Here is a 12616-nt window from a genome sequence, read left to right as displayed (position 1 = left end):
CCTCGTAAGGGGTAGAGCCCACGTTCTGGGCCTCGGGATTCTGGAATACAAGCTGAATATGCTGCTTGACCGCAGTGCGGTTCTCCGGTGAACGCAGATCAAGTCCGGCTGCGGTTAAGCTGCCTCCGGCCGGAATATTGAGACCGTTTAACAGACGGATCAGAGACGATTTGCCGCAGCCGTTTGCCCCGGTAAGCGCGACCCACTCGCCGCGTTCAATAGGAATGGTAATTCCCTGCAATACCGGCAGCCTGTACTGGCCGTCCCGGAAGAACAAAGATAAATTTTGGGCCGTAATCATCAATCTTACCTGCTTCCCTGACAGTGTTAATGCGCAATTGCTCTTGATTATATCAGAGATTAGAGATTGATGTATAAGGAGCGGGATGGTATAGTGTTCCTAAAAAAATGGGGGGATTGCTACAAATGAAAAAGTGGACGATTCGCGGCCTGATATTCAGCGCATTGTTTGCCGGAGTCATGATCGCACTCAGCTTTATTAAAATTTACCTGCCTTTTTCGGCTGTGCCGATTACGCTGCAGACACTGGCTGTCATGCTGGCAGGCGCTATTCTTGGAGCACGCTACGGCACCTTGGCGGTGCTGATTGTCATTGGTCTGGCCGCAGCCGGATTCCCGGTGATGGGCGGCAACGGAGGGATGGCCGTGCTGGTCGGGCCGACAGCAGGCTATATTTTATCCTGGCCGTTTGCAGCTTTTCTGATCGGCCTGTGCGCCGAGCGCACACAGCAGAATAAATATACATTTCCTAAGCTGCTTACCGCCAATTTCCTGTTTGGCGCGCTGCTTGTCTATCCCGGAGGGGTATGGTGGCTGGCGCATTCCACAGGTATGGATTCGCTCACCAAAGCGTTAACCGCGGGCATGTGGCCGTTCATTCCGGGGGATCTGATCAAAGCCGTGTTATGCGCAGGGGTCGTAACCGCCGTGCGTCAGGTGTATCCGATGGAACGTATTCTGAACAGTGATAACGGGGGATGGGCTGAGGGCGAGCATCCGCCGCTCAGCCGCTGATCCCAGGTACAGCAAAGAGGAGAGCCTTCTGCCTGCGCGGCAGAAGGCTCTCCTCTTTTTGATTGCTTACGCGTCCTCTCCGCTTGCGGGAGCCTCTTCCGGTTCCGTATTCTCCCCGTCCGGCAGGGCCCAGACGGAGACACTGCCGCCATTCACCGGGAACACGGCCCAGCCATCCTCGCCAATCGTCACCTGCTCTTCGCGGTTATGGGTGAAATCCTCCCAGACTTCCCCGGCACGCTCTTCACCCACAAACATCCGTTTCTCGCCGTTGTCTCCATTGGAGATGATCACCGCACAGCCTGAGCCCGTAAGCTCCTCCACGCCGCGCCGCACCCAGCCGATCGTGTTGGGATGGTCGAAATAATCATCCTGTTCCCCGTAGGCTTTGTGATAGCGGGTGTACAGCAGCGGATCAATGGCCGCTTTTTTGCCTTCTACCGGAACCGGCCCGCCGATTCCGTAATAGTCACCGTAGAAGACCACCGGATACCCGTCCCGCCGCAGGAGGATCAGGGCATAGGCGCTCTGCTTAAACCAGTCGCCAACCCAGGATTCCAGCGCCTCGTGGGGCTGCGAATCATGGTTATCCACGAAGGTTACGGCATTGCCGGGGTGAGTCTGGACAAGCGTGTCATCAAAAATATGCGTCAGATCGAAATCCCTGCCACCCAGCGCGGCTGCGTAGAGCTTATAATGCAGCGACACATCGAACAGGTCGATCTGATAATCCACCGTATTCAGGAATTCCCGGCAGGCTTCCAGATTGTCGTTCCAGAATTCGCCGACGATGTAGAAGTCCTCACCCCGTTTTTTACCCATTTCCAGGGCGAATTCCTTAATGAACTCATGGTTGATATGCTTGATGGCATCGAGCCGGTAACCGCTGCACTGCAGCGTATCGACCAGCCATTTTCCCCAATCCAGCATCTCGCGTTTGACATCCTCGTGGCTGTAATCGATATTGGCGAACATCAGGTAATCATAGTTGCCGAACTCGTCGTCGACGTTCGTATTCCAGGACTTGTTCTCCCCGTGGATCCGGAATACCCCTGTCCGGCCTTCCTTTGCATCAAAATCAGTGCCGTTGAAATGGGTATGATCCCATTTGAAGGAGGAATACTCATCACCGCGCCCCGGAAAAGTGAACTTGGTCCAGCCTTCAATCTCGAAGGGGGCAGAGATTTCTTTGTTGCGGTCGTTCGGGTCAACCTCAATAACTTCAAAGACTTCTGTCTCGTCTGCACCCGCTTTATGATTCATGACGAGATCAACGTATACGGCAATGCCGTTCTTCAAGCACTCGGCAATGGCCTCGACCAGCTCCTGCTTCGTGCCGTATTTCGTGCGGACCATTCCTTTTTGGTCAAACTCACCCAGATCGTACAAATCATACACTCCATAACCCGTGTCTTCCGGTGTAATGGCCTTCGTTACAGGCGGAACCCAGACGGAGTCAATAAATCCGGCCTTCAGCTCCGGCGCCATCTCCGTCAGCCTCTTCCAGTGCTGCCCGTCTGCCGCAACATGCCATTCGAAAAACTGCATCATCGTATGATTTCTCTTCATTCCCTGTTTGCCTCCTTATAAATTCAAGTGCTGAATAGTGATTTTTGGTGGTTCAAAGCGTTGCCAAGGAGTAAGGGAGGTATATGTAGAACCTGGAGCTAGCGGGGCTTAGTTGAATAAGTCTAACTGAAGCGGTGCCAGGCCGCCGTCAATTCCCAGTAATGCCTGTAATTCTTTCGCATTGGGTGTGGCATCCCCGGCGGAATTATTATTGAAGACCACATAAAGCTCCCGGCATGTTTTTTCAAGCTCCCGCAGCCGTTCACGCCACTCTGTCAGTTCTTCTGTGCTGTAGCGGTACAAATAGCGCAGCTTACGCCAGTCGGGGTGGCTGCTCTGATTCCAGCCTTGTGTATTGCGGCCGTGCAGCCGGACATAGGTAATATCCGGTGTAGTCGCTACAGGCACAACCGGAATGGAGCCTGATCCTGCCTGAGGCTCGTCGGCTACGGTATGAATCCAGCCTTCCCGGGTAAGAAAGCCTAGTGTTTTATCACGCATTTCCGGACTGTACCAGGATTCATTGCGGAATTCGACTGCAGCCGGGACATCGAGCATCCGTTCCTTGGCCTCGCGGAGAAATTCCACATTTTCCTTGGTGCAATCGAACCATGGAGGGAATTGGAAGAGAGCCATCGCCAGCTTCCCGGCTGCTTTTACCGGGGCAATGGAGGTATGGAAGGCCTCGTACATTTCTCCTGGCGTATCGTAATAATTCTTGGTTCTGCGCAGGTGCCCAGTCATCCCCTGGTAGGCTTTAACGATAAACTTGAATTCATCGGGGGTCTGGCTGACCCATTTCACGTAATTTTTGACCGGCTGCACAGCATAAAAGGAACTGTCGATTTCCACGATGGGAAAATGTGCGCTGTATGCAGGCAGGCGTCCGGCAGGTTTGATTTTGCCGTATAGCTCTTCATGGTCCCCGAAACCGGTTAGCCCGATCTTGATCATCGCAAATTCCTCCTTATCGGTTGTCCCGTCCACAGGGCCGATTGAGATTAACTAATCTCTATATAAACTTAAACCCTGCTGTCGCAAACAACTGCAGTTGATTAATACGTCCATTTGATGCAACATGGAGAGATAAAGCGGCTGCAAGCATGCCTGTTCCGGAGATATCGCTATGGGTGCTGTTATCGCCAAAAGAATGACGGGATATACTTTGCCGGCCTGCCTTAATTCATCTTGATTGATTGCACAGGAGGATGCTGGGAATGGAGCATAAATTCGAGCAGATTAGTCCGCATATTCTGATCATGCACGCGGAGCATGCAACCGACCGTCCGGTGCTGGCGGCAATTACAGGAGAGCGGCGCACACTTTTGATGGATGCGGGCGCTTCGCCTGCCCATGCCGGACTGTTCCGCGAGGAATTGGAGCGGCGAGGGTGCCGGCTGCCGGATATGCTGGTGCTGACGCACTGGCATTGGGATCACAGCTTCGGCATGAGCGCTTGGGATATTCCGGCAGTTGCCCACAAAGAAACCGCAGAAGCGCTGGCTGCGCTAAGCGGACGCGGCTGGTCAGACGAAGAAATGGCTGAACTGGTACAGGCAGGTACAATCAGTGAAGCAAGCGTGCAGCATATCCGTCTGGAATACGGTGATTCCGGGGCGGTTACCATTAGGCAGCCGGATATTATATTCACTGGCAGGATCACTTTTGATCTTGGGGGAGTGACTTGTGAGCTGATTCATGTCGGCGGTGATCACTCGGCAGACTCCTGCGTGCTCTATGTTCAAGAGGACAAGGTTCTATTCCTGGGGGATGCGCTGGGTCCTTCCGTTTATGGCGGCCCGTATAAGTACAGCAGCACCGGCTTCCTTAGACTGCTTGAAATGGCGTACGGATTCGGTGCGGAATGGTATGTAGAGTCTCATGGTGTTCCGATGAATGACCAGGATTTCCGCGCTGATCTGGCGCCATGGGAACGTTTGGCCCGGGTGGTGGATGTGTTCGGACACAACCGGGAGCGGGTAGTGCTGGAAATGAAAGATTACCTGAAGCTTGAAGAGCTGCCCGGAGATTTGCTGAAGGGCGTGGACTATTTCATGGCCGGACCGAAATAAACAGATTCAAGCCTTATTGCATACAAACAGATAGTATACAGACAGCCCCGTTTCCAATGGAACGGGGCTGTCTGGCGTAATGCAGTATTTACTAGAGCGGAGTGAAATGGGTAATAGCTGCCCCGCTGGACATGTGAACAGCATTGCGGCCGTTGCGCTTGGAAGTGTACAGGGCATGATCGGCTTCGGAGAGCAGCTCTTCCAGGGAGATATTCTCCCGGCCAGCCTCGGCCACCCCGAAGCTGGCCGTTACATTGATAGGTCCTGAAAGTGTATAAAATGCGCTGCGTTCAATATCCTTACGGATCGCCTCCGACAATAAAGCCGCTTGCTGGAGTGATGTGTCAGGCAGACACATCACGAATTCCTCGCCTCCGTAACGACCGAATACATCCCCTTCGCGGGTATGTCTGCGGCATACCCCCACAATGTGCTGGAGCGCCATATCACCATACTGATGACCATAACGGTCATTGATATTTTTGAAAAAGTCGATGTCCAGCAAAATGATCGAGACCGGGATCTGATTCATAGAGGCCTCTTCCAGCAGCGTGCGGCTCCGTTCCATGAAATAGGTGCGGTTATAAATGCCGGTCAGGCTATCAATGGTCGCAAGCTGCTGCAGCTTCTCCTGGAGCAGGGTCCGTTCGGTCACGTCGATCAGCATAATCATCCGTCCGGCCAGACTGCCATCCTTTTTCAGTACCGGAGAGGAGCGGACCTGATAATAACAAGTACTGCCGCCAAAATTCCAGGCCAGCTCCCGCTCCTCACTCAGCAGCGGGTCCGCATTCATTACATAATCCACGGCTTCTTTGCCGGCAGGCAGAAACAGCTTGGCCAAAGGATGCCCGATAGCCGAGGAGTCCAGGCCCTCCAGCATTTCGGTAGCGGCCCGGTTGTAGTCGATCAGCATATCGGAACGGTCGGTGACCAGCACCCCGTCACGCATGCTCTCGAACAGATTCTCACGGGCAATGGGAGCTGCAGTCAGCATCCCCCGGGAGAGAATGGCCCAAATATACAGTGTTGAAGTTATGCTCATGATAATCGGCACGGGATCCATGCCGTAGGGAGTCTTGTCTATCAGGTAGAGGAATGCGCCCAGAGCCGGGAGAAATTGCCCGATAAAAATCGTAATCATCTGCCTCCGGTAGACCCGCTTCATCCGGTTCCACTGCCAGAGAATCAGGCACATTCCGGCCAGCATACATCCGAAGGTCATGCTGCCCTGCACGATATACCAGGGGCCCATCACGACATCAACCAGCGGAGTGGGGGCATTTTCCCGGAACAGCATCGACTGGTAGAACAAATGATGAGACTCATTGGTCCATACGAGCAGTACGGAGATGCAGGGAATGGAATACAGCAGCGTCAGCAGCTTTTTATTAATTAAACGCTCCAGTCCCACGAAGTACATAATCATAATCAGGCTGGAAGGCGCGATAAAGGGCATGCCCAGATACTCTACTTTGATCCAGAACCCGATCTCCTCCATGGTGCTCCCCGACAGCTCCAGTGCAAAGCCGAACGTATAGACCGCTGAAAAGAAGGAGCTGTAAATAAACGGCTTGATCCCCGCGAAATCGGTCTTCTTATAATAAGCAAACAGGGCAAGGAGTGCGCTAAGTACACCGGATATGGAGACGATGACAATATAATTTGAAATTAAAGAGCCCATGTGATGTTCCTCCATGCAGGATGATCATCAGATGCAAGATCCGGGGCCGTAAACAGCGCCTTAGATAACCATGGGGCATTATTATGTGCATTTAGCATCGGTAAATAGTCTCCTGTTTTAGCAAGGATATATGAGTAAATAGTATCACAGATTTGAAGGGATCCGTAACAATAATAGCCGGCGGCTAGACAAAGTGACGGAATTTAGAAGGTGCAATTTTACTTTTTGTCTAGTGAGTGTCCGGGGAGCAAAGTGTAACATGTTAGTTAATACTACATGATAAAAATATTATCATCGTTTTAAATCAATATATGTTATGTTATTTAACATACAATAATCCGATTCAGGGATGAAGGGGGACTGGACATGTCACTTGTAGCGACGAAAATTCCTGAAATACTACTGGAAAATGTCGAAATGCGCTATCAGACGGAGACTGCGGATGTGCTCGCACTGCATCAGGTAAGCCTGGATATTGCCAAAGGCGAGTTCGTTTCTTTACTGGGTCCTTCCGGATGCGGCAAAACGACACTGCTCAGACTGATGGCAGATCTCTTGACACCAACGGCCGGCAACGTCACGGTGGCAGGTAAGAGTGCCAAGGAAGCCAGACTGGCGCAAAAATATGGAATTGTTTTTCAAAGCCCTGTGCTTTATGACTGGCGTAAGGTGAAACATAATATTACATTGCCGCTTGAGCTGATGGGTGTCAAGAAATCGGTCCGCGAGGATAAGGCGCTGGAGCTGCTGGATCTTGTAGGTCTGCAGGGGTTCGCCGATAAATATCCCTGGCAGCTCAGCGGCGGTATGCAGCAGCGCGTCGCCATCGCCCGTGCGCTTTCGATGGAGCCGGAGATTCTGCTGATGGATGAGCCGTTCTCCGCGCTGGATGAGTTTACCCGTGAGCGCCTGAATGAGGAGCTGCTGTCCGTCTGGAGTAAGGTGCAGAGCACGATCGTTTTTGTAACCCATAGTATCCCCGAATCGATTTTCCTCTCTGACCGGGTCTTTGTCCTCTCCCCGCATCCGGGCAGGCTGTCCGCCGTCGTTGATATCCCGCTGCCGCGTCCGCGCACAGCTGAGATGAGAAACAGCCCGCAGTTTTTTGAACTGATCGCCCGTATCCGCGACAGTTTCGAAGGGGTGTAGCGAATGAAGGGGAACAGCCCGATTATGCGCAGCCGCGTTCTGCCGCTGTTCGTCTGGATCTTCGGCCTGCTGGTTGTATGGGAGGCAGTCTCCTGGATGCTGCTTCATGTGGCCAAAACGCCGCTGGCCCAATCCAAGCTGCCTTATGTGCATGAAGTGGCTGCGACCTTGTGGAAGTACAGCGGCACGCTGCTGAAGGAAGGGGGAGCGACCTTCGGTAATGCCGGTATCGGATTTCTGATTGGTGCCGCAGCCGGCGTGCTCCTCGCTGTGCTGATGAGCCTGTCCAGGACGATTGAACAGCTCGCCTTCCCTTATGCCGTTGCCTCACAGATGATTCCGATTCTCGGGCTTGCCCCGATCATCTATGGGATTGTGCGGGATGAACAGGTGTCACGGATTATTATCTCCGGCTACATTACCTTTTTTCCGGTTGCCCTGAATATGCTGCGCGGTCTGCGCAGTGTTGATCTATCGGCCGTTGAATTGATGCACTCCTATGCCGCCAAGCCTTGGGCTGTATACTGGAAGCTGCGTTTTCCGGCTGCACTGCCCGGACTGTTCAGCGGCCTCAAAATCGCTGCCCCCCTGGCCGTAACCGGAGCGATTCTGGTGGAACTGATGGGAGCCCAGCACGGCATCGGTGTGATTATGCTGCGCAATCTTTATTACGGCCCGTCCCATACCTATATGTTCTGGTCTACGGTGCTGGTCGGGGCGCTGCTTGGGATCGCCAGCTATTGGCTGATGACTCTGATTGAACGGCTGGTAGCGCCATGGCAGCCTGAGTTTCGTCCGAAGGGAGGGGACCGCTGATGGGAACTAACTCTGTACGCGAACCTTCCTATATTACTGCTGCCGGAACCGAGGAGGCATCACCTTCTCTGATAACAACGAGAAATAGTGTATCGTCCGGTCCGCAGAAGCAAAAAGGCAAACGCCGGCTTTTGAAATGGCTTAATCCTGGTGTGATTCTCCCTCTGCTGGCCGGAGTGCTGTTCCTGCTCCTCTGGGAATTTCAGGTGTTTCATAAGCTGTTTGACCTGAAAAAGTATCAGCTCCCGCTGCCCTCAGCCATTTGGGAAGCGATGCGGGAGAATTACAGCCTGCTGCTGTCTTATACCGGCTATACCTTGACCGAGGCGGTAGTGGGAATGCTGATCGGCTCGGCCTGCGGCTTCCTGATTGCCCTGGCGGCAACCGCCTGGCCCCGCTGGGGCGGCGGCAGCCTGACCCTTGTGGCTGCGCTCAACGCGGTGCCGATTGTGGCGCTCGCTCCGATTATGAATCTGTGGTTCGGTGACGGCATCGGCTCACGGGCCGCGATTGTTACCGCGACCACGATGGCGGCGATGGCGATCAATGCCTATAAGGGTATGGCGGCTGTAGACCCGCTGGCGCTGGATCTGATGCATTCCTATGCCGCCGGCAAGCCCGCAGTGTTCCGCTATCTGCGGATCCAGAACAGTCTGCCGTATGTGTTCACGGCGCTGAAAATCAATGCTACTGCCAGTATGATCGGAGCGATAGTGGGAGAGTTCTTCTTCTCCTCAAGGGGGCTCGGCTATCTGCTCTCCAATTCGATCAAGGTGGCGAAGATGCCGCTGGGCTGGTCGTGTATTGTGCTTGCGGCGATTGCCGGAGTCCTCTTTTACCTGATTGTTGAACGGCTGGAGAAGGTATTCATCAAATGGCATAGCTCCCAGCGTTCGTAACACCCTTATCCCATTACATCCGGACTATCGCGTGAGGGGAAATAGAGAACCTGACCGCGGGCCGTATGCATACAGTCACCACGACGGTAACCATGCTGTGCTTTTGCAGGACTACAAACTCAAATTGGTAGGGGGAGTTGCATTTGATGAACGGGAAAAAAGGCAAATTTCGTGGTGGGCTGCTGCTGGCGGTAATGATCATGGTCATCTCTTTGCTGGCAGGCTGTGGCGGGAACAACAATAATAATACGTCTGCGGCAGAGGCGACGGCAGGAACAGAGGCGTCTGCATCACCGGAGACAGCGGCAACAACAGAACCGGCTGCAGACCCGGTAACAGTGAAGCTGCAGCTGAAATGGGTGCCTCAGGCTCAGTTCGCCGGTTATTTCCTGGCACAGGATAAAGGATATTACGCAGAGGAAGGGCTTAAGGTGGAGATTCTGCCGGGCGGACCGGATATCGTACCGGAGCAGCAGGTGGCTGGCGGATCGGCGGATATCGGTGTGGACTGGGTGGCGAGCCTGTTGACCAGCCAGGAGCAGGAAATGCCGCTGGTGCAGATCGCGCAAATCTTCCAGAAGAGCGGACTTGTTCTGGTCTCCAAGAAGGATGCGGGAATCAGCGGACCGGCGGACCTGAAGGGCAAGAAGGTCGGCAACTGGATGGGCGGCAATGAGTTTGAGATTCTGGCATTGTTTGATAAGTACAAACTGGATTCCAATAAGGATCTGAACTTCACGAAGCAGGGCTTCACGATGGACCAGTTCCTCGGCGGTGAGATTGACGCCGCTTCGGCGATGACCTACAACGAATATCAGGTAGTGTTGGAGTCGGGCATTAAGGCGGAAGACCTGAATGTTATCGACATGAATGACGAGGGCGTGGCGATGCTGGAAGATAATCTGTTTGCTAACAAAGAATGGCTGGCAGAGAACAAGGAGACGGCAGCCAAGTTCGTCCGCGCTTCCCTCAAGGGCTGGAAAGATGCCATTGCTGACCCTGAAGCGGCAGTAGACAGTGTAATGAAGCTGGCAGAGGAAGGCAGTACCACCCGTGAGCATCAGCTGACGATGATGACTGAGGTTGCCAAGCTGATTCAGCCGGAAGGCTTCGATGCTGCCAAAATGGGTTATACCGATGCAGCAGCCTTCCAGCAGACCGCGGATATCGCACTTAAGTTCGGTGTAATCAAAGAAGCCTCCAAAGTGGATGAAGCCTATACGAACGAAATTGTAGAGATGGCGGCAAAATAAGGATTTTCGCTCATATTCCTAATAGATGACCGCCGGATGTGGCGGTCATCTATTATAATCGGCAACTCAGATGATGAAAGAGGTGAAGGGGATGTCCTTACTAGTAGGGCAGGCAGGAAAGGTTAAGAATTATGTCAACGGTACTTGGGTGGAATCACGCTCCGGGAAAGAGGAGGAGGTGTATAATCCGGCGACCGGTGAGGTAATCGCTTACGTTCCGATTTCGAGTAAGGAAGAGCTGGATGATGCGGTACAGGTGGCGGCGCTGGCTTTTAAATCGTGGAAAAAGGTGGCCGTTCCGCGGCGGGCCCGCTATTTCTTCCAGTACCAGCAGCTGCTGGTACAGCACTGGAATGAGCTGGCCGAGCTGATCACACTGGAGAACGGCAAAAGCCTGGAGGAGGCGCTGGGTGAAGTGCAGCGCGGCATCGAGTGTGTGGAATTTGCCTCCGGCATTCCGACGCTGATGATGGGCAGCCAGCTGCCGGACATTGCTACCGGAATTGAATCGGGGATGTACCGCTATCCGCTGGGGGTTATCGGCGGGATTGCACCATTTAATTTCCCGATGATGGTGCCCTGCTGGATGTTTCCGCTGGCCATCGCCTGCGGCAATACCTTTGTCCTGAAGCCTTCCGAGCGGACGCCGCTGCTGGTCAACCGGCTGGCTGAGCTGTTTGCCGAAGCCGGGTTTCCGCCAGGTGTACTGAATGTGGTGCACGGCGCACATGAGGTGGTAAACGGGCTGCTGGAGCATGAAGAAGTGAAGGCGATTTCCTTCGTCGGCTCGCAGCCGGTAGCGGAATACGTATATAAGCAGGGAACGGCCCACGGCAAGCGGGTGCAGGCTCTGGCCGGAGCCAAAAATCATTCCATTGTGCTTCCTGACGCAGACCTCGATAACGCGGTCAAGAACATTATTGCCGCGGCTTTCGGCTCAGCGGGTGAGCGCTGCATGGCCTGCGCCGTTGTAGTTGTGCATGAGGCGGTCGCTGATGATCTGGTAAGCCGCCTGGTAGAGGCTGCTGACGGACTTAAGATCGGGAACGGCAAGGAGGACGGTGTCTTCCTGGGTCCGGTTATCCGCCAGTCGAATAAGGAACGGACGATTGCTTATATCGAAACGGGACTCGCGGAGCAGGCGGAGCTGGTGCGTGACGGGCGGAAGGATAGCGCGGTCTCCGGTGCAGGTTATTTCCTCGGTCCGACCATTTTTGACCGTGTTGAGCCGGGGATGACCATCTGGCAGGATGAGATTTTTGCTCCGCTGCTGTCGGTCGTACGTGTGAAGGATCTCGCCGAAGCGATTGAGGTTACGAACCGCTCGCCGTTTGCTAATGGGGCCTGCCTATATACAGACAGTGCCCGGGCGATCCGTGAGTTCCGGGAAGAGATTGATGCGGGGATGCTGGGCGTGAATCTCGGGGTGCCGGCACCGATGGCCTTTTTCCCCTTCTCGGGCTACAAGAAATCGTTCTATGGAGACCTGCACGCGAATGGCCGTGACGGTGTTGAATTCTATACCCGTAAGAAGATGATTACTGCACGTTATTAGCCGCATCAGATGCATGTTAAATAAACTGGAGTATCGAGAGGAGAGAGTTGCCATGCAGAGCCTGGGCAAAGAGAGCGAAGCGGCCGTCAAGAAGGATCAGCAGTATTTATGGCATAACATTACACCTTACAGCGAGGCGAATCCGCCGATGATTGCAGCTTCAGCCAGCGGATCATGGGTTACCGATATCGATGGAAACAAATTTTTGGACGGCATGTCCGGACTGTGGTGTGTAAATGTCGGATATGGACGCAAGGAGCTGGCCGAGGCGGCTTACAATCAGCTGCTCAGCCTGCCGTACTTTCCCCTGACCCAGAGCCATATGCCGGCTATCGCGCTCGCCGAGAAGCTGAACGAATGGCTGGAGGGCGATTATGTGATCTTCTTCTCCAACAGCGGATCGGAAGCGAACGAGGCGGCCTTCAAAATAGCGCGCCAGTACCAGCAGCAGATCGGCCAGCATTACCGGCATAAATTCATTGCCCGCTACCGCGGCTACCACGGCAGCTCGCTCGGGGCGCTGTCGGCGACAGGCCAGGCGCAGCGCAAATATAAATATGAGCCGCTGGTTGCAGGGTTCCTGC

Annotated in this window: 12 protein-coding genes; 8 read left to right on the top strand and 4 right to left on the bottom strand. The window is 53.9% G+C overall.

Annotated elements, in window-relative coordinates; all coding sequences use genetic code 11:
* A partial coding sequence (locus AQR02_RS34720) for an ATP-binding cassette domain-containing protein (protein WP_245237654.1) occupies nucleotides 1-301 on the bottom strand: 301 nt, incomplete at its 3' end.
* A gap of 125 nt (nucleotides 302-426) precedes the next feature.
* Here AQR02_RS34720 and AQR02_RS21020 point away from each other — a divergent pair.
* Nucleotides 427-1035: a biotin transporter BioY gene (locus tag AQR02_RS21020; protein WP_054942390.1), complete on the top strand. Its 609-nt coding sequence runs from the start codon at nucleotides 427-429 to the stop codon at nucleotides 1033-1035.
* A gap of 66 nt (nucleotides 1036-1101) precedes the next feature.
* On the opposite strand, the gene AQR02_RS21015 is transcribed toward AQR02_RS21020, so the two are convergent.
* Together AQR02_RS21015 and AQR02_RS21010 are read right to left on the bottom strand one after the other, a co-directional pair.
* Nucleotides 1102-2604, bottom strand: coding sequence for an alpha-amylase (locus AQR02_RS21015; protein WP_054942389.1), 1503 nt, complete (start codon nucleotides 2602-2604; stop codon nucleotides 1102-1104).
* Between the two features lie 108 nt (nucleotides 2605-2712).
* Nucleotides 2713-3558, bottom strand: coding sequence for a DUF72 domain-containing protein (locus AQR02_RS21010; RefSeq protein WP_054942388.1), 846 nt, complete (start codon nucleotides 3556-3558; stop codon nucleotides 2713-2715).
* Nucleotides 3559-3821: 263 nt separating this feature from the next.
* Between AQR02_RS21010 and AQR02_RS21005 the strand changes: the two genes are divergently transcribed.
* Nucleotides 3822-4676 (top strand): MBL fold metallo-hydrolase, encoded by an 855-nt coding sequence (locus tag AQR02_RS21005; protein ID WP_054942387.1) that lies wholly within the window; start codon nucleotides 3822-3824, stop codon nucleotides 4674-4676.
* 91 nt (nucleotides 4677-4767) lie between these two features.
* On the opposite strand, the gene AQR02_RS21000 is transcribed toward AQR02_RS21005, so the two are convergent.
* Nucleotides 4768-6360: a histidine kinase N-terminal 7TM domain-containing diguanylate cyclase gene (locus tag AQR02_RS21000; RefSeq protein WP_054942386.1), complete on the bottom strand. Its 1593-nt coding sequence runs from the start codon at nucleotides 6358-6360 to the stop codon at nucleotides 4768-4770.
* 366 nt (nucleotides 6361-6726) lie between these two features.
* Here AQR02_RS21000 and AQR02_RS20995 point away from each other — a divergent pair, with 366 nt between their 5' ends.
* The 6 genes from AQR02_RS20995 to AQR02_RS34715 form a co-directional block, all read left to right on the top strand.
* The gene (locus AQR02_RS20995; protein ID WP_054942385.1) at nucleotides 6727-7509 is read left to right on the top strand and encodes an ABC transporter ATP-binding protein; all 783 of its coding nucleotides are present in this window, start codon (nucleotides 6727-6729) and stop codon (nucleotides 7507-7509) included.
* Nucleotides 7510-7512: 3 nt separating this feature from the next.
* Entirely contained in the window at nucleotides 7513-8325 is an 813-nt protein-coding gene (locus AQR02_RS20990) for an ABC transporter permease (protein ID WP_054942384.1), read from the top strand.
* A complete protein-coding gene (locus AQR02_RS20985; protein ID WP_054942383.1) occupies nucleotides 8325-9224 on the top strand; it encodes an ABC transporter permease in 900 nt (299 codons plus the stop codon). Before AQR02_RS20990 ends, AQR02_RS20985 begins: the two co-directional genes overlap by 1 nt.
* Nucleotides 9225-9370: 146 nt before the next feature.
* A complete protein-coding gene (locus AQR02_RS20980) occupies nucleotides 9371-10477 on the top strand; it encodes an ABC transporter substrate-binding protein (RefSeq protein ID WP_054942382.1) in 1107 nt (368 codons plus the stop codon).
* Between the two features lie 91 nt (nucleotides 10478-10568).
* The gene (locus tag AQR02_RS20975; RefSeq protein WP_054942381.1) at nucleotides 10569-12032 is read left to right on the top strand and encodes a CoA-acylating methylmalonate-semialdehyde dehydrogenase; all 1464 of its coding nucleotides are present in this window, start codon (nucleotides 10569-10571) and stop codon (nucleotides 12030-12032) included.
* Between the two features lie 52 nt (nucleotides 12033-12084).
* Nucleotides 12085-12616: aminotransferase class III-fold pyridoxal phosphate-dependent enzyme (locus tag AQR02_RS34715; RefSeq protein WP_245237653.1), on the top strand; the 532-nt coding region annotated here is incomplete at its 3' end.

This window comes from Paenibacillus ihuae, assembly GCF_001368795.1.
GTDB classification, from domain to species: domain Bacteria; phylum Bacillota; class Bacilli; order Paenibacillales; family Paenibacillaceae; genus Paenibacillus_AQ; species Paenibacillus_AQ ihuae.
This window is presented reverse-complemented; position numbering and strand designations above follow the sequence as displayed.